The organism is Pseudomonas sp. EA_35y_Pfl2_R111 (genome assembly GCF_963970955.1).
In the GTDB taxonomy this organism is placed as follows: domain Bacteria; phylum Pseudomonadota; class Gammaproteobacteria; order Pseudomonadales; family Pseudomonadaceae; genus Aquipseudomonas.
The window spans coordinates 748,564-766,181 of record NZ_CAXAOM010000001.1; the positions used below are offsets into that span (position 1 = coordinate 748,564).

At 58.8% G+C, this 17,618-nt stretch carries 18 protein-coding genes; 5 read left to right on the top strand and 13 right to left on the bottom strand.

Translation table 11 applies throughout. The features are described from left to right. The first annotated feature begins 43 nt into the window (after positions 1-43). Entirely contained in the window at positions 44-1,243 is a 1,200-nt protein-coding gene (locus tag AACY25_RS03710) for a CaiB/BaiF CoA transferase family protein (protein WP_339522598.1), read from the top strand. A gap of 151 nt (positions 1,244-1,394) precedes the next feature. On the opposite strand, the gene AACY25_RS03715 is transcribed toward AACY25_RS03710, so the two are convergent. The 6 genes from AACY25_RS03715 to xerD all read right to left on the bottom strand — a co-directional run bounded on the left by AACY25_RS03715 (position 1,395) and on the right by xerD (position 7,129). Further along, complete coding sequence (locus AACY25_RS03715; RefSeq protein WP_339522599.1) at positions 1,395-2,111, bottom strand: substrate-binding periplasmic protein; 717 nt, start codon at positions 2,109-2,111, stop codon at positions 1,395-1,397. A 59-nt stretch (positions 2,112-2,170) separates the two neighbouring features. Beyond that, on the bottom strand, positions 2,171-2,431 hold the full coding sequence (locus AACY25_RS03720; protein WP_339522600.1) for a ribosomal protein L7/L12: 261 nt from the start codon (positions 2,429-2,431) through the stop codon (positions 2,171-2,173). A 90-nt stretch (positions 2,432-2,521) separates the two neighbouring features. Continuing rightward, on the bottom strand, positions 2,522-3,931 hold the full coding sequence (thrC, locus tag AACY25_RS03725) for a threonine synthase (RefSeq protein WP_339522602.1): 1,410 nt from the start codon (positions 3,929-3,931) through the stop codon (positions 2,522-2,524). A 65-nt stretch (positions 3,932-3,996) separates the two neighbouring features. Then, positions 3,997-5,301, bottom strand: coding sequence for a homoserine dehydrogenase (locus AACY25_RS03730; protein WP_339522604.1), 1,305 nt, complete (start codon positions 5,299-5,301; stop codon positions 3,997-3,999). A gap of 112 nt (positions 5,302-5,413) precedes the next feature. Continuing rightward, the gene (locus AACY25_RS03735; RefSeq protein WP_339522606.1) at positions 5,414-6,139 is read right to left on the bottom strand and encodes a thioredoxin fold domain-containing protein; all 726 of its coding nucleotides are present in this window, start codon (positions 6,137-6,139) and stop codon (positions 5,414-5,416) included. Between the two features lie 93 nt (positions 6,140-6,232). After that, complete coding sequence (gene xerD, locus AACY25_RS03740) at positions 6,233-7,129, bottom strand: site-specific tyrosine recombinase XerD (RefSeq protein ID WP_339522607.1); 897 nt, start codon at positions 7,127-7,129, stop codon at positions 6,233-6,235. Between the two features lie 84 nt (positions 7,130-7,213). Between xerD and AACY25_RS03745 the strand changes: the two genes are divergently transcribed. Both AACY25_RS03745 and AACY25_RS03750 read left to right on the top strand, forming a co-directional pair. Beyond that, entirely contained in the window at positions 7,214-9,025 is a 1,812-nt protein-coding gene (locus AACY25_RS03745) for a cation:proton antiporter (RefSeq protein WP_339522608.1), read from the top strand. A 109-nt stretch (positions 9,026-9,134) separates the two neighbouring features. Further along, the gene (locus AACY25_RS03750; RefSeq protein WP_339522610.1) at positions 9,135-9,809 is read left to right on the top strand and encodes a hypothetical protein; all 675 of its coding nucleotides are present in this window, start codon (positions 9,135-9,137) and stop codon (positions 9,807-9,809) included. A gap of 91 nt (positions 9,810-9,900) precedes the next feature. On the opposite strand, the gene rplS is transcribed toward AACY25_RS03750, so the two are convergent. The 5 genes from rplS to ffh form a co-directional block, all read right to left on the bottom strand. After that, on the bottom strand, positions 9,901-10,251 hold the full coding sequence (gene rplS, locus AACY25_RS03755; RefSeq protein ID WP_090248568.1) for a 50S ribosomal protein L19: 351 nt from the start codon (positions 10,249-10,251) through the stop codon (positions 9,901-9,903). A gap of 40 nt (positions 10,252-10,291) precedes the next feature. Beyond that, entirely contained in the window at positions 10,292-11,044 is a 753-nt protein-coding gene (trmD, locus tag AACY25_RS03760) for a tRNA (guanosine(37)-N1)-methyltransferase TrmD (RefSeq protein ID WP_445262110.1), read from the bottom strand. Positions 11,045-11,049: 5 nt separating this feature from the next. Then, positions 11,050-11,586, bottom strand: a complete 537-nt coding sequence (rimM, locus tag AACY25_RS03765) for a ribosome maturation factor RimM (protein WP_339522613.1) — start codon at positions 11,584-11,586, stop codon at positions 11,050-11,052. A 5-nt stretch (positions 11,587-11,591) separates the two neighbouring features. Continuing rightward, positions 11,592-11,843 carry a 30S ribosomal protein S16 gene (rpsP, locus tag AACY25_RS03770; protein ID WP_090239277.1) on the bottom strand — a complete coding sequence of 84 codons (252 nt, stop codon included), beginning with the start codon at positions 11,841-11,843 and terminating at the stop codon, positions 11,592-11,594. Between the two features lie 251 nt (positions 11,844-12,094). After that, positions 12,095-13,468 carry a signal recognition particle protein gene (gene ffh / locus AACY25_RS03775; RefSeq protein WP_311088955.1) on the bottom strand — a complete coding sequence of 458 codons (1,374 nt, stop codon included), beginning with the start codon at positions 13,466-13,468 and terminating at the stop codon, positions 12,095-12,097. A gap of 156 nt (positions 13,469-13,624) precedes the next feature. Here ffh and AACY25_RS03780 point away from each other — a divergent pair, with 156 nt between their 5' ends. Together AACY25_RS03780 and AACY25_RS03785 are read left to right on the top strand one after the other, a co-directional pair. Continuing rightward, positions 13,625-14,425, top strand: coding sequence for a cytochrome C assembly family protein (locus AACY25_RS03780; protein ID WP_339522614.1), 801 nt, complete (start codon positions 13,625-13,627; stop codon positions 14,423-14,425). A gap of 10 nt (positions 14,426-14,435) precedes the next feature. Further along, positions 14,436-15,725: an HlyC/CorC family transporter gene (locus AACY25_RS03785; protein WP_339522615.1), complete on the top strand. Its 1,290-nt coding sequence runs from the start codon at positions 14,436-14,438 to the stop codon at positions 15,723-15,725. On the opposite strand, the gene AACY25_RS03790 is transcribed toward AACY25_RS03785, so the two are convergent. Next, positions 15,691-16,431 carry an SGNH/GDSL hydrolase family protein gene (locus AACY25_RS03790; RefSeq protein ID WP_339522617.1) on the bottom strand — a complete coding sequence of 247 codons (741 nt, stop codon included), beginning with the start codon at positions 16,429-16,431 and terminating at the stop codon, positions 15,691-15,693. The genes AACY25_RS03785 and AACY25_RS03790 overlap by 35 nt on opposite strands. Continuing rightward, the gene (gene purT, locus AACY25_RS03795) at positions 16,428-17,609 is read right to left on the bottom strand and encodes a formate-dependent phosphoribosylglycinamide formyltransferase (protein WP_339522618.1); all 1,182 of its coding nucleotides are present in this window, start codon (positions 17,607-17,609) and stop codon (positions 16,428-16,430) included. The genes AACY25_RS03790 and purT overlap by 4 nt, the downstream gene beginning before the upstream one ends. Positions 17,610-17,618 lie beyond the last annotated feature (9 nt).

Here is a 17,618-nt window from a genome sequence, read left to right on the forward strand (position 1 = left end):
GCAATCGAATAGCCTTGGTCAGCCCCGCCAACGGAACCACCTTATGAACACATCCAGCCAACCCCTCAACGGCCTGAAAGTGATCGAGCTCGGCACCCTGATCGCCGGCCCCTTTGCTTCGCGCATCTGCGCCGAATTCGGTGCCAAGGTCATCAAGGTGGAGTCGCCTGATGGCGGCGATCCACTGCGCAAGTGGCGCAAGCTGTATGAGGGCACTTCGCTGTGGTGGTTTGTACAGGCGCGCAACAAGCAGTCGCTCACTCTCAACCTCAAACACGAGACTGGACGCGAGATACTGAAAACGCTGCTCAGCGAAGCCGACATATTGATCGAAAACTTCCGCCCCGGCGTGCTGGAAAAGCTCGGCCTCGGCTGGGACGTGCTGCATGCACTGAACCCCAAGCTGGTGATGGTGCGCCTGTCTGGCTTCGGCCAGACGGGACCAATGAAGGACCAGCCAGGCTTTGGCGCGGTGGGCGAATCCATGGGCGGACTGCGCTATATCACTGGCTTCGAGGATCGACCACCGGTGCGCACCGGCATCTCGATTGGCGATTCGATTGCCGCGCTGTGGGGTGTGATTGGCGCGTTGATGGCGCTAAGACACCGAGAAGTTAACGGCGGCAGCGGCCAGGTGGTCGACGTGGCGCTGTATGAGGCGATCTTCGCCATGATGGAGTCCATGGTGCCGGAGTTCGATGTGTTCGGTTTTATCCGCGAACGCTCCGGCAATATCATGCCCGGCATCACGCCCTCCTCGATCCACACGAGCTGCGACGGCAAGCATATCCAGATCGGCGCCAACGGCGATGCGATCTTCAAGCGCTTTATGCAGGCCATCGGCCGCCAGGACCTGGCTGACGACGTGACGCTAAGCAGCAATGACGGCCGCGACGCACGTCGCGACGAGATCTATGGCGTGATCGACCGCTGGGTCGGCGCGATGCCGCTGGAGCAAGTGCTGACTACGCTGAACCAAGCCGAAGTTCCGGCCAGTCGCATATTCAGCTCCGAGGACATGTTCCACGACCCACAATTTCTTGCCCGAGAAATGCTCCTGTCGGCCAAGCTGCCAGACGGCAAAGCGTTCAAAATGCCCGGCATCGTGCCCAAACTGAGCGACACACCGGGAGAGGTGAACTGGGTAGGCCCGGAGCTGGGCGAGCACAATGAACAAGTGCTGAGCGGGCTGGGCTACAGTGGCGAACAGATCACCCAATTGCGCCGCGATGGCGTTATCTAACCAGCAATCCCAGCAAGCGAGCTGTCGCTCGCAGACCGTTGGAAATGTGGGCGAGGCAGGCAAGACGGCCGAAAAAGAACTTACGGCTTTAATTAAGCATTTGCGGTGCATTTAACACAGGATTGCCACGCAGATAGCTCTCCACGGCCTGCTAGAGGTGAACGCCGTATTTAGCGTATATCGCTTCGATAACACCGCGGCGCTTGAGCTCTAAAATTGCCGTATCCAGCTTATCCAGCCAGACCTCATGGCGCGGATGAACACGCATGCTGACATCGAAAGAGCTCATTACATCGCCGATCACGAGGTTACGGTACTCAGGCGTCTTGGCGAGGCTGTACTGAGCGATCGCCTTGTTGATCACAATCTGATCAAAACGCGACTTCGCCAACATTTCCAGCAACTGCGCTTCATTGCGCGCATTGCGCCGATCAAGCTGCCCCGCCTCAATCAGCGCGCGCAAATCTGGGTAGGCATAGCCACGCACCAAGCCCACTGATTTGCCGCGCAAATCCTCAGGCCGCAACACAGGAAAAACCTTACCTCGGGCAAACATCATGACATCGACAACCTTCCCGAACGGCACCGAAAACACCCCAGGGATCGACTGGTTGCGTACCCAGCCCGGATAGACACCCGGCTCGATATCCAACTGCCCGCCATTGAACAGCAAGCCAATGCGCGGATAGGGATAGTACTGCACGCTGAAAGTGTCGCCTGTCAGCTTGCCCAACTCATCGAAGATGTCCTGATAGATACCGGTTTTACCCTGCTCGATCATCATCGGCGGGTAGTTGTAAAAACCAACTGAAAAGGTAGCGGCGTAGACCCCAGCCGAGAGAGAGGCAGCGCACAGCAGAAAAACCAACTTGATCAACCATCTCACCGCATCACCCTTACTCACCTTACGCATAACACACACTGCCGCTAGAACGCGCCAAACAGCCAGGCAATCATTACACCCAGCACAAGTAAGCCCAACAACCAGAAGATACCGCCATGCCCGCCAGACTGCACCACCGACATACCACCCGCCTGTCGTACAGGCCCGTAGTCATCCACGGCGTCCTTGGCCTCTTTCAAACCAATGCCTCTTAGCTCACGCAGCAGCTTGATCGCTTCGATTTTCCGCCCACGCTCAAGTGCCGCCACCACCTCTACCGGCAAATCCTGATCACACTCAGCCATGACACGCTCCATCCCAAAAAACCATCCAAAGCATAGCCGCAAAAAAAGCCGGCCCCTCGCGGGTACCGGCTTTATCGACAAGCGCCAAACTTACAGCGGCTTACCACGATTACCGTGCTGAGCCACAAAGCTCTGTACGGTTTTCAGATCATTGGTCAGTACCGTGCAGCGCTCCTCGCGCTCGAACAGATCCGCCAGATGCGCGGGCAGCGCCGGTGCCTGACCAACACCGGCCTTCTCCACGGCCTCGGGGAACTTCACCGGATGCGCCGTGCCAAGGATGACCATCGGCGTCGCCAGGCTGCGACGGCACTCACGGGCAGCACGCACACCAATCGCGGTATGCGGATCAAGCAGCTCACCGCACTCGTTAAACACGTCGGTAATGGTTTCGCAGGTTTGCGCATCATCCACAGCGAGGGAATCGAACAGCTTGCGCGCCTCGGTCCAGCGGTCCTGATCGACGCTGAAACCGCCACCCTGTTTGAAGGTGGCCATCAGCTCGGCAATCGCCGCACCGTTTCGGCCGTGCAGGTCAAACAGCAGGCGCTCGAAGTTCGACGAAACCATGATATCCATGGACGGCGACAGAGTTGGGTGCAGCTCGCCCTTCACGTACTGGTTGCCACTCATAAAGCGGTGCAGGATGTCGTTGCGGTTGGTGGCGACGATCAGCTGGCTGATCGGCAGCCCCATGTTGCGCGCCAGGTAGCCGGCGAAGATGTCGCCGAAGTTACCGGTCGGCACCGAGAACGCGATGGAACGCGCCGGGCCGCCCAGCTGCAGAGCCGCATGGAAGTAGTAAACAATCTGGGCCATGATCCGCGCCCAGTTGATCGAGTTGACCGCCACCAAACGGGTGCCCTTGAGGAAGCCCTGGTCAGCGAAGCTGTCCTTGACCATCTCCTGGCAGTCGTCGAAGTTACCTTCGATGGCGATGTTATGGATGTTGTCGCCGAAGATGGTGGTCATCTGCCGACGCTGCACCTCAGACACGCGGTTGTGCGGGTGCATGATGAAAATATCGACGTTGTCGCAAGCCTTGCAGCCTTCGATCGCCGCCGAACCGGTATCACCGGAAGTGGCACCCATGATCACCACACGCTCGTTCCGCTTGGCCAGCACGTAGTCGAGCAGGCGGCCGAGCAGTTGCAGGGCGAAGTCTTTGAAGGCCAGGGTCGGGCCGTGGAACAGCTCCAGCACCCACTCGTTGCCGTTCAGCTGGCGCAGCGGCGCCACGGCACTGTGGGCGAATACGCCGTATGTTTCTTCAAGGATTTTTTTGAAGTCCGCATCCGGAATGCTGCCAGTGACGAACGGGCGCATCACGCGGAAGGCTAGCTCGTGGTACGGCAGGCCGGCCCAGGAGGCGATTTCTTCCTGAGTGAAGCGCGGCAGGTTTTCCGGTACATATAGACCACCATCGCTGGCCAAGCCGGCGAGCAGCACGTCTTCGAAATTCAGGGCCGGTGCCTGGCCACGGGTACTGATATAGCGCATAAGGGCAAACCTTCGGTTGAATCTTCAAGAGCCGCCGCAGCCTGGCTGCGGCGACCAAAAGCGGGTTAGTTCAGCTGCTCGACGCGAATACGCACAACGCTGCCGACCACATCCTCAAGCGCCTCAAGGGCGCTGATCGCTTCGTTAATCCGCACTTCCACCACGCGATGAGTGACCAAGATCATCGGTACCAGGCCGTCCTGCTCTTCAACCTCTTTCTGCATGATCGACTCGATATTGATCCCGCGCGCCGAAAGAATGCTCGCCACCTGGGCCAGCACGCCGGGATGATCCTTGGCCTGAATGCGCAGGTAATAGGCGCTCTCGCAAGCTTCGATCGGCAGAATCGGGTGATCGGACAGCGAGTCCGGCTGGAAGGCCAGGTGCGGTACACGGTTGGTTGGATCGGCCGTCAATGCGCGAACCACATCAACCAGGTCGGCTACAACCGAAGAGGCGGTCGGCTCCATGCCAGCACCGGCACCGTAGAACAGCGTGCTGCCGGCGGCATCGCCATTGACCATCACTGCGTTCATCACCCCATTGACGTTGGCGATCAGGCGATCAGCCGGGATCAACGTCGGGTGTACACGCAACTCGATACCGGCGTCGGTGCGGCGGGCCACACCCAGGTGCTTGATGCGATAGCCCAGCGCTTCGGCGTAGTTCACGTCAGCGGTGGTCAGCTTCGTGATGCCTTCGGTGTAGGCCTTGTCGAACTGCAGCGGAATACCAAAGGCGATAGACGCCAGGATGGTCAGCTTGTGCGCGGCGTCGATGCCTTCGACATCGAAGGTCGGATCGGCTTCGGCATAACCCAGCGCCTGCGCCTCAGCCAGCACGTCTTCGAAGGTGCGCCCCTTCTCGCGCATTTCGCTAAGGATAAAGTTGCCAGTGCCGTTGATGATGCCGGCCAGCCAGTTGATACGGTTGGCCGCCAGGCCCTCGCGGATGGCTTTGATTACCGGGATACCACCGGCAACGGCGGCTTCGAAGGCGACGATGACGCCTTTTTCACGGGCCTTGGCGAAAATTTCATTGCCGTGCACGGCGATCAGCGCCTTGTTCGCGGTAACCACATGCTTGCCGTTTTCGATGGCTTTGAGCACCAGCTCCTTGGCCAGGGTGTAACCGCCGATCAATTCGATAACGATATCGATCTCGGGGTTGTTCACCAGCTCGAAGGCATCGCTGGTCATGCTAATACCGGTTGTGTCGTACTGCGGCTTGGGCGAGCGAATAGCGATCTGGGCAACTTCAATACCACGCCCTGCGCGCCGGGTAATTTCCTCGGCATTTCGCTTGAGTACATTCAACGTACCGCCACCGACGGTACCCAGCCCACAGATGCCTACTTTCACCGGTTTCACACTGAACTCCCCATCTGCACTGCGTAAAACGGCCGGAGCAAGCCCCGGCCGTAGAAAAGAGCCGCACCATACGAAGCGGCTGTTTATTAGTCAATCAGGCGCACGCCTCAGATCATTTGGATTCCAAGGCAATTTTCGCCAGCTGCGGTGCCGGTTGATAGCCAGGGATGATCTTGCCGTTGGCCAGAACGATAGCCGGTGTACCGCTGACACCGATCATCTGCCCCAGCGCGTACTGCTTGGCCACCGGGCTGTCACACTGTGCATCAGCCACGCCCTGGCGGCTCTTCGCACGGTTCATGGCGTCTTGCTGGTTCTTGGCGCACCAGACATTCGACAGTTCCTTGGCTGCAGCACTTTCCAGACCCTGGCGCGGGAAGGCCAGGTAACGCACTTCAACGCCCAGGCGGTTGAGCTCAGGCACTTCGCTGTGCAGCTTCTGGCAATAGCCGCAATCGGTGTCGGTGAATACGGTGATATGGGTTTTCGGCTGTTTGGGCGCAAACACCACCATTTCCGACGTTGGAATAGCATCCAGCAATTTGACCACACCACGGCTTTCCGCCGCTTCGGTAAGGTTCACCGGCTTGCCGTCCTTAACCTGAAACAGGTAGCCCTGCAACAGAAACTGACCATCAGCACTGGTGTAGAGCTGCCGCCCACCGGCCAGCTCGACCTGATAAACGCCCGGCATCGGGCTCTCGGCAATCGCCTCGATCGGCAGCGCCGGATCGATCGCCTTGAGGCTATTGCGGATGGCCTGGTCGGCATCGGCGGCAACGCCCACGCCGCTAAACAGACCCAAGGCCAACGCGACAACAATGCGGTTAAAACGCATACAAACTCCTGACGGAAGACGATCTAACAAAGGATGGGCGCAGCCTATCATAGAAGCCCACAGAGGCCGACCATCGCAGGCCAGACGGCGCTCTCAGCCTCGCGGGTGGTGTTGCGCATGCAGCTCCTGCAGCCGCGCGCGGGCAACATGGGTGTAGATCTGCGTGGTCGACAGATCGCTGTGCCCCAGCAGCATCTGTACCACGCGCAAATCGGCACCGTGATTGAGCAGGTGCGTAGCAAAGGCATGACGCAGGGTATGCGGCGACAAGCTCTTGGCAATCCCCGCCACCTTGGCCTGGTGCTTGATGCGATACCAAAAGGCCTGCCGGGTCATCTGCTCACCACGCTGGCTGGGGAACAGCACATCACTGGGCCTGCCATCGAGCAGAAACGGCCGAGCCTCCTTGCTGTAACGCTCAATCCAGGCGATCGCCTCCTCACCCAGCGGCACCAGCCGCTCCTTGCTGCCCTTGCCAAACACCCGCAGCACGCCCTGACGCAGATTGACTTGCTCCAACGTAAGACCAATCAACTCACTGACGCGCAGACCACAGGCATATAGCACCTCAAGCATCGCGCGGTCGCGCAGGCCAATCGGATCATCTAGCTCCGGGGCGGCCAGCAAAGCCTCAACATCCATTTCGGACAACGACTTGGGCAGCGGCCGACCCAATTGCGGCAAATCCACCTGCAGGGTTGGATCACGACTGATCAGCTGCTCACGCAAGAGAAACCGGTAGAAACCGCGCAACCCCGAGAGCAGGCGTGCAGTAGAACGCGCCTTGTAGCCCTCATTCAAACGCCAAGCCAGATGATCAAGGATCAGTTCCCTACCGGCGTCTGCCAACTGCACATCACGCGCCTGCAACCAGCCATTAAACAATGCCAGGTCACTGCGATAAGCCAAGCGCGTATGCGCCGAGAGCCCCTTCTCCAACCATAGGGCTTCAACAAAATGATCAATTAGTGGATGGTCGATGGCAGGCATGCTGAACTATGGGGCAGTTGAAAGCAGGTTAGTCTTTCACACCTGGGCCATGCAGGGCCAGGCACACACTCGCAAGGACCTTTGATGAACGAGCAGCATATTCTTCTCGCCTTCGCCGCCATCGGCGCTGGCTCTCTCGCCTGCCAGTGGCTGGCCTGGCGCCTGCGTCTGCCGGCGATCCTGTTTCTGCTGATAACGGGGATACTTGCAGGACCCATACTGGGCTGGCTTGACCCGCAGGCCCTGTTCGGTAACTTGTTATTCCCCCTCGTATCGATGGCCGTCGCACTGATCCTGTTCGAGGGCAGCCTGACCCTGCACCTGTCCGAATGGCGCGAAATCGGCTCGGTCGTCAGACGCATGGTAACGGTTGGCGCACTGGCCACTTGGGCCGTGATCGCGGCCAGCACGCATTATCTACTGGGCTTTAACTGGGATATGGCCCTGCTGTTCGGCACCCTTACGCTGGTCACCGGTCCTACCGTGATCGTGCCGATGCTGCGCGTCGTACGCCCAAAGTCGTCCATCGCCAATATTCTTCGCTGGGAAGGTATCGTTATCGACCCGATTGGCGCGCTGCTCGCCGTCGTGGTGTACAGCTTTATCATCGCCAGCAATGAAGGCAACGGCTGGAACAGTGGCCTGATCACCTTCGCAAGCGTAATCGCCTGCGGCAGCCTGTTTGGGATTGCCGGCGGCTGGGGCTTAGGCCAAGTGCTAAGACGTCAATGGCTCCCGGACTACCTGCATAACCTCGCCGTATTAGCCGCCGTACTAGGTGCCTTTATCGCCTCCAACGAAGTCATGCATGAGTCCGGCCTGCTCGCCGTCACCTTGATGGGCATGTGGCTCGCCAACATGAAGGGCGTCGATGTTCGACATATCTTGCACTTCAAGGAAAACCTCAGCGTCCTGTTGATTTCAGGACTATTTATTCTGCTGGCCGCACGCCTCAATCTTGGCGCCCTGCTCGCGCTTGGCCCGGCTGTGCTGGTGCTTCTAGCCATCATCCAGTTTGTCGCTCGCCCACTCAATGTGGCGCTATCCACTTTTGGCTCCAGCCTAAACTGGCGCGAGCGCGCCTTGCTGGCATGGATATCCCCACGCGGTATTGTTGCCGCTGCAGTCTCAGCTATTTTCGCAATCCGCCTCGACGAGCTAGGTTATGACGGCGCCCAGCTACTCGTCCCTCTCACTTTCGCCGTAATTATTGGCACCGTTGTCTTGCAAAGTGCCACGGCACGCCCGCTCGCCAAGCTATTGAAAGTGGCCGAACCGGCCCCCAGCGGCTTTCTTATCATCGGCGCCAACCCGGTGGCCCGCGCACTTGGCGCAGCCCTGCAAGACCTCGGCAACCGCGTCCTGCTGTGCGATTCCAGCTGGGAGAACATCAGCGCCGCACGCATGCAGAAACTGCCCACCTACTTCGGCAACCCCACCTCGCAGGATGCGGAGGCTCATCTTGACCTGATCGGTCTTGGCCACCTGCTTGCCGTGTCGCCCTCCAGCGAACTAAATGCACTGGCCTGCATGCACTTTCGCCACGATTTTGCCGCCACCCGCCGGTTCACCTTACCCAGCGGCACCGAAAGTCGGCGCAGCGATAAACACCGCTCTCGCGACGCCGTACGTGGCCGCCCACTCGGCAACCGCACACTGAGCTTTCCTCAGTTCGCCAGCCGCCTCAGCAAAGGCGCCGAGGTGCGAACCACCACGCTCACCAACACATTTGACTGGCCGGCCTATCAGAACCTGCATGGTGACCGCGCCGTTGTGCTGCTCGCCCGCGACCCAAGAGGCTGGATACACATCGCCACCCAACCTCTCGAGATTCAACCAGGCCCTGACTGGACTCTGGTTGCCCTGATTGATGAGGACCCGGACAGCCCCCGTTGACTACCAACAAGACAAGCTGCGCTATCGTCACCCTATCCTTGGATGGGTGACAGATATCAATTAGCGGCCCATGATTGCACCACGCCACTACAGTCGACGGGCCTAAACGATGTCCAGCCAACAGCATTCACGCCTTGGTCAGATTCTGATCAATAAAGGACTGATTAACCGCGGCCAGCTGGATGCTGCCATTCAACTGCAGCTCACCAATCAAAAACGCCTCGGCGAAACGCTGATTGAGCAGGGCTGGCTAACCGAGCGCCAGCTGAAAAAAGCCCTCAGCAAGCAAAACAACCTACGCCTAGCGGCCACCTTGGTCGCAGCCCTGCTCAGTCCCTTCCAAATCGCCAGCGCCGACGCGCCGCGCAACCTCCCCAGCGCCATCAGCCAGGAACAAACACCGAGCGGCCTACGCCCCTTGAGCGATATGGAAATGAGTAATGTCAGCGCCCAGGGCCTGGACGACGTGCTGCAAGGTTTATTTCTACAGGCTGGCAGCGGTGACGGCCTGGGCACCGTCGGTCAGCTGAGCAAACTGGTGATGCCGGTACTGAGCAGCCTGGAAGCGGAAACATCAATGAAGGACGTGCAGTACGACACCAGCAAGCTGACCTCGGTGATCAATGCCGACGGCTCGGTCAATGTGCGCTTGCCCAGCTCGATTGGCGAGCTGCGCTTTGACAACATCCGCGTCGCCGGCGCCCCCCAGGGCCAAAGCTTTGGCAGCCTGAGCCTGCATGACATCGACTTGTCGCAAGCCTCGCTAAAAATCAGCCTGCGCTAGCCGCAGCACACGATTATTCAGACCAGAAGAATCAGACCGCAGAAACGAAAAAAGCAGCCAGAAGGCTGCTTTTTTATTGGAAAGCTGAGACTTAGCCCAGTTTTTCCTTGATGCGTGCTGCTTTACCGGACAGGTCACGGAGGTAGTAAAGCTTGGCTTTACGCACGTCACCGCGACGCTTAACGGCCAGGCTGTCAACCAGCGGGCTGTAAGTCTGGAAAGTACGCTCAACGCCAACACCGTTGGAGATCTTACGAACAGTGAAAGCACTGTTCAGACCACGGTTACGCTTGGCGATAACAACACCTTCAAACGCCTGCAGACGCTGACGGTCGCCTTCCTTTACTTTTACCTGAACAACGATGGTGTCGCCCGGTGCAAAGGTCGGGATCTCTTTGCCCATCTGCTCAGCTTCAAGCTGCTGAATAATCTTGTTGGTCATGCTGCGCTCCTAAGACAGGCCTTGGCCGGTCATCGATACATTAACTATCGTCCCGCTGGCGGATGTATTCCTCCAGCAGCTTGTTCTCTTCCCCAGAAAGCGAGCGGCTATCCAGAAGATCGGCGCGTCGTTCGTGCGTCCTACCAAGGGACTGCTGCAAACGCCAACGCCGGATGTGTTCGTGGTTACCGCTAAGCAGCACCTGTGGAACACGTTTATCCGCATACACCTCCGGGCGGGTGTAGTGCGGGCAGTCAAGTAAGCCATCCGTAAAGGAATCTTCCTCGGCCGAACCTGCATGACCTAATGCACCAGGCAAAAGGCGCGTTACCGCGTCGATCAGCACCATGGCCGGCAGCTCACCGCCAGACAGGACGTAATCCCCAATCGACCATTCTTCATCGACATGCGCCTCAATAAAGCGCTCATCAATGCCTTCGTAGCGACCTGCGATGAGGATTAAAGCCTCTTCGTTTGCCAGTTCGCGTACTGCTGACTGCGTCAGCTGGCGACCTTGCGGCGAAAGATAAATCACCTTCGCTTTATCACCTGCGGCGTGCTTGGCATCGAGCAAAGCATCCTCAAGCGGCTTGATCTTCATCACCATGCCAGGGCCACCGCCAAAAGGCCGATCATCCACAGTGTGGTGACGGTCAGTGGTGTAGCTTCGCGGGTTCCAACAGGTTAGTTGCAACAACTCCTGTTTCACCGCGCGGCTGGTAATGCCGTATTCGCTGATAGCGCTAAACATTTCCGGGAACAGCGTGATGACTTCAACGCGCAGATTTGGCATCAGGCTTAAAAGTCCGCATCCCAGTCGACCCGCATTTCGCCAGCACTCAGGTCAATCGACAACACGCATTGCTCGGTATAGGGCAACAGGCGCTCACGACCATCCAAGCTGTCGGTGCAGGGTTTAACCACCATCACATCGTTGGCACCAGTTTCTAACAGGTGATCAATCTTGCCGAGCAACTGCCCCGCCTGGTCGATGACCTTCAGACCTACCAACTGGTACCAGTAGTACTCGCCGTCTGTTAATTCAGGAAACAGATCGCGTGGTACACAGATCTCATAACCGGCAAGAAGGCGTGCCTCTTCACGGTCATCAAGACCTTTGAGCTTTGCGACCAGGAACTTGTCACTCCCGCGTCCGCTGATCAGCTCTACCTGCTTGACACTGCCTTCGCGCCTAAGCGTCCAGGTCTTGTACTCGAGCAGATTTGCAACAGGATCGGTAAAGGAATAAACCTTCACCTCACCGCGAACGCCATGTACAGAGTAGATCTTGCCGATAACGATCAAATCATCGGTAGAAACAGGCGTCGCGCTCATATTGCTTAGGCCGCAGCCTTAGCAGCGTCCTTCAACAACTGAGCAACACGATCAGAAGGCTGTGCGCCAACGCTCAGCCAATGGGCCAGGCGATCTTGCTTCACGGACAGACGAACTTCCTGGCCACGAGCGATCGGGTTGAAGAAACCGATTTCTTCTTTGTGCGAACCGTCGCGTGGGTTACGGCTGTCGGTCACATTGATTTTGTAGAACGGGCGCTTTTTGGAGCCGCCAAGGGCAAGACGAATCGTTAGCATGTGAACATAGTTCCTGTAGTCGGTGCTGCAAATCTAAATGCACGGCGGGCATAGGGTGCCCGAAAGGCCGCATATTCTAAGGAATATCCGGACTTTTGCAAATGGCTTTTTCAGGCGCATAGGGCTGTGCGATCAAGATTTGCCAGAAGGCCGCAGTCAAACCGGCCAATCAGCTCCCGCAAAAGGCGGGTTTACTGTAAATCCCCGCCTTCAGCGGGGTCTGCGCCGACATCGCTGCCGACGCGGATTCCTTACATCTTCGGCATACCGCCCGGCATCATCCCGCCCATGCCGCGCATCATCTTGGCCATGCCGCCTTTGGCAGTGAATTTCTTCATCATTTTCTGCATCTGCTTGTGCTGCTTGATCAAGCGACCGATGTCCTGCACCTGAGTGCCGGAGCCCATGGCGATGCGACGCTTGCGCGAACCGCTGATCACATCAGGATCACGGCGCTCCTGAGGGGTCATCGAGTTGATGATCGCCTCCATCTGTTTGAACTGTTTCTCGGCAGCACCTTGGGCATTGCCCATCTGGGCCAGATTGACACCGCCCATCTGCGGCAGCTTGTCCATCAGGCCGCCGAGGCCGCCCATGTTCTTCATCTGCTGCAGCTGGTCACGGAAGTCTTCGAGGTCAAAGCCCTTGCCCTTCTTCAGCTTCTTGGTGAGTTTCTCGGCTTTCTCACGATCCAGAGTTTGTTCGGCCTGCTCGATCAGGCTGAGCACGTCGCCCATACCGAGAATACGCGAGGCAATCCGGTCCGGGTGGAAAGGCTCAAGCGCCTCGGTCTTCTCACCCATACCGATAAACTTGATCGGCTTGCCGGTAATCGCCCGCACCGACAACGCCGCACCACCGCGCGCATCGCCGTCAACCTTAGTCAGCACCACGCCGGTTAGCGGCAGCGCGTCATTAAACGCCTTGGCAGTATTGGCGGCGTCCTGACCGGTCATGGCATCGACCACGAACAGGGTTTCCACCGGTTTGATCGCCGCGTGCAGCGCCTGGATCTCAGCCATCATTTCGGCATCGATAGCTAGGCGACCGGCGGTGTCGACGATCACTACATCAATAAACTTGAGCTTGGCTTCCTTGATTGCCGCCTCAGCGATATCCACCGGCTTCTGGCTGAGATCGGAGGGGAAGAAGGTCACGCCAATATCGTTAGCCAGGGTTTCCAACTGTTTAATAGCAGCAGGGCGATAAACGTCGGCAGACACCACCATCACGGTCTTTTTCTTGCGCTCTTTTAGGAAGCGCGCCAGCTTGCCAACGGTAGTGGTCTTACCGGCACCTTGCAGACCGGCCATCAGCACCACAGCCGGCGGCACGGCATTTAGCGCAAGATCTTCGTTGGCTGCGCCCATCAGCTCTTCGAGTTCGGCGCGGACGATTTTCACGAACGCCTGGCCCGGCGTCAGGCTCTTCGACACTTCGGTGCCAACCGCGCGATCCTTGACCTTATTAACGAAGTCCTTGACCACCGGCAAGGCGACGTCAGCCTCGAGCAAGGCCATGCGCACTTCACGCAAGGTGTCCTTGATATTGTCTTCGCTCAGCTTGGCTTTGCCGGTGACATTTCGCAGGGTCTGCGAGAGACGGTCAGTCAGATTTTCGAACATGCGCGTTCCTTTCAGGCTCAGCCGAGCCGAGGGTGGGCTTGCAACAGGTCGCGGATTATAGCGAAGACTACGAGGTACCGACACCGCCAGACGCTTTCGTGGCGCACGGGTTGTATGCCACACTGGCCGCCTTTCGGGTTTGCCTAACAAGGATTTATGCACCCTCTGCTACCCAGCCTCGCCGCTGCCTGCCTCTATGCGGGAGCCGCACTTTATCAAGGCCTGCGCCTGCAACAGCGCAGCACGTCCAACAAGCGCCTGCTGGTTGTACTCGGCACACTGGCTTTGCTACTGCACGGCAGCAGCCTGTTTTTGCAGATGTTCGATGCCAGTGGTCTGTCGCTGGATTTCTTCAAGGCCGCCAGCCTGATTGCCGCTGCGGTTATTCTGCTGACGCTGCTGGCCTGCATGCGCATCCCAGTGGAAAACCTGCTGTTGCTGCTGTTTCCCTTGGGCTTTGTTACTGTGCTGCTCGCCCAATTTATGCCCAGCGGCACCACCCAGGCCATTGATGAAGCACCCGGTATCCTGGCGCATATACTGCTCTCGATTACCGCCTACGGCATGCTGACCATTGCCGTGTTCCAGTCGCTGCTTCTGCTATTGCAGGATCATCAACTCAAACACAAACACCCTTCCGGGCTGATCAAGAACTTTCCACCGCTGCAAACCATGGAAAGCCTGCTATTCGGTTTTCTCTGGGCCGGCTGGGCTCTGCTGTCACTCTCGCTGCTATCTGGCGCACTGTTTATCAGCGACCTGTTTGCCCAGCACTTGGCGCATAAAACCATCCTGTCATGCTTTGCCTGGGTGGTTTTTGCCGTGCTGTTGTGGGGCCGCCACCAACTTGGCTGGCGCGGCCACAAAGCCATTCGCTGGACCCTGGCGGGCTTCTGCCTGCTGATGCTGGCCTACTTCGGCAGCAAGCTGGTTCGCGAATTTATCCTGCATATCTGAGACCCCTTCCGTGGACGACCTTCACTCCGGCTACCTGCTTGGGCTGCTGATTTTTCTGATTCTATGCTCGGCATTCTTCTCCAGCTCGGAGACAGGGATGCTCAGCCTCAACCGCTATCGCCTCAAACACATGGCCAAGGAAGGGCATAAGGGCGCCAAGCGAGTGACCACACTGCTCAGCCGCCCGGACCGCCTACTCGGCACGATTCTGGTCGGCAACAATGTGGTCAACATCCTCGCGGCCTCCATCGCCACTGTGCTGGCCGTGGATATCTGGGGCGAGGCCGGGATTGCGATCGCCACCGCAGGCTTGACCATCGTGGTGCTGATATTCGGCGAAATCACCCCGAAAACCCTTGCAGCGCTGCGACCAGAACTGGTGGCGTTTCCCGCCAGCCGCGTACTGTTGTTCCTGCAACGCCTGCTTTATCCAGTGGTCTGGGCCACCAGCGCCATCAGCAACGTACTGCTGCGCCTGCTGGGTGTCGACCCGTCGCAACGCGCCAGCGACAGCCTTTCCACCGAAGAGCTGCGCAGCGTGGTGCGCGAATCCGGTGCCGGCATGCCGAAAAACCGCCAGAACATGCTGCTCGGCATTCTTGACCTTGAGCGGGTGACGGTGGATGACATCATGATTCCGCGCAACGAAGTCACCGGTATTAACCTCGATGACGACCTTGAAAGCATCATCAGCCTGCTGACGAACACCACCCATACGCGCCTGCCAGTATTTCGTACCGACATCAATCAGATCGAAGGCATCGTGCATATGCGCCAGATTGCCCGACTGCTAACGCATAACGAGCTGAGCAAAGAGGCGCTATTAGCGGCCTGTAACAAGCCGTACTTCGTGCCTGAAGGCACGCCGCTGTCGACCCAGCTGATTAATTTTCAAAAGCAAAAACGCCGGATTGGTATCGTCGTCGATGAATACGGCGACGTAATCGGCATCGTTACCCTGGAAGATATCCTCGAAGAAATCGTAGGCGACTTCAGCAACCAGGACACTCTGCGCAGCCCGGATATTCATCCCCAGGAAGACGGTACTCAGGTGATTGATGGCGCCGCCTATATCCGCGAAATTAATAAGGCGCTGGACTGGCACCTGCCCTGCGACGGGCCGAAGACCCTTAATGGTTTGGTGACCGAAGCCTTGGAGAGCATCCCCGACAGCGCCGTATGCCTGAAGATCGGCCCTTATCGGCTGGAAATTCTGCAGTCGTCAGAGAACCGGGTTAAAAGCGTGCGCGCCTGGCAAACCAAGCCTAAGCCGCACACCGAGCCGCCGGCACAAGACTGACGGCCAGCCCCTGAGCCCACACGCGGTAGCCCAGGCTTGACGGGTGATAACCATCACACGCCAAGTACTCGGCAGCAAACTCCAGCTCAACCGAGTGATGCCCCGCGCCGAGGCGCGCAGCCAACTGACGCAGGCGCGCGTCCAGCAAGCCAGCACGCATACCGAGCAAACGCCGCAACAACCAGGGCAACGCACTGAAATGCTGCAATGGTGGCACCGCGCTAAACGCCACTTGCGCGCCGCACGCGGCTAACGCCTCGGCCATGCCGCCAAGCGCAGCCTCCCAACGCGGCAGTGGAGTCAGATGGGTGGTGTCGTTGACGCCGAACACCAGCAGCACCAGATCAAAGGGCTGATCCAGCACCTGCGGTAATAGCCGTTCACGGGCCTGGGCAGCGGTAATACCGTTTTCACCACAAGCACGCCAGGCGACTGGCCGCCCGCAATGCAGCGCCAGCGCCGCAGCCAGCTGCCCGACCAACGCTGCATGCAGCTCATCGACACCCACGCCCACCACGGTCGATTCGCCCAGCACCAACAGGCGTAACGGCTCCCCCGGCAGATCTGCGCCTGCCACACCGCTCAACAACCCAGCGGCCGGAGGTAAACGAAGGGTGTTGCGCCGCGTATGCAGCGCCAACGGCAAGGCAATCGGCGCCAATAGCGCCAGCCCTAACCACCAGGCATAAGCGCGCCAGGCATTCACAGCTCGGCCTTGACCGCCTGCGCCGCACGCGTGGCCTTGGCCCGCGCGGTTTGTAATGACTCATCACGGGCCAGCGCCACGCCCATACGGCGCTGGCCGCTAACTTCCGGCTTGCCGAACAGGCGTAGAGCAGTATCCGGCTCGGCCAGAGCCGCGCCGAGGTTGCCGAAGCTGACCTGCTGCGACTCGCCCTCGATCAATATCACCGCAGAGGCGGACGGGCCGAATTGGCGGATCGCCGGAATCGGCAAACCGAGAATCGCCCGCGCATGCAGCGCGAATTCGGACAGATCCTGGGAAATAAGGGTGACCAGACCAGTGTCATGCGGGCGCGGCGAGATTTCGCAGAACCACACCTGATCACCTTTGACGAACAACTCGACGCCAAACAGCCCGCGCCCGCCCAATGAGCCGGTGACCGCCAGGGCAATACGCTCGGCTTCGGCCTGAGCCTTGGCGCTCATCGGCTGCGGCTGCCAGGATTCCTGATAGTCGCCCTTCACCTGACGATGCCCCACTGGCGCGCAGAAGGTGGTGCCGCCGCTGTGACGCACGGTGAGCAGCGCGATTTCGTAATCAAAATCGATAAACCCTTCGACTATCACCCGGCCTTTGCCGGCGCGCCCACCGGCCTGGGCGTAATCCCAGGCAGCTTGCAAATCATCCCGACTTTTCAGCACCGACTGACCCTTGCCCGAGGAACTCATAATTGGCTTGATCAGGCAGGGAAAACCAATGCTCTCCACCGCCGCGCTGCACTCTTCAAAGGAATCGGCAAACTGATAAGGTGAGGTCGGCAGGCCTAGCTCTTCGGCAGCCAGACGGCGAATGCCTTCGCGGTTCATGGTCAGCTGCGCGGCACGGGCGCTGGGGATGACGGTAAAACCTTCATTCTCCAGCTCGACCAGCGTTGCGGTGGCGATGGCTTCAATTTCCGGCACGATGTAATGCGGCTGCTCCAGCTCGATTACTGCCCGCAGCGCGTCACCGTCGAGCATATTGATCACATGGCTGCGATGCGCCACCTGCATGGCCGGCGCGTTGGCGTAGCGATCCACGGCGATCACCTCGACGCCGAGGCGCTGCAACTCGATCACCACTTCCTTGCCCAGCTCACCAGAGCCACACAGCAGCACACGGGTCGCGCTTGGCGACAAAGGGGTTCCGATACGGGGCATGGAATTTCC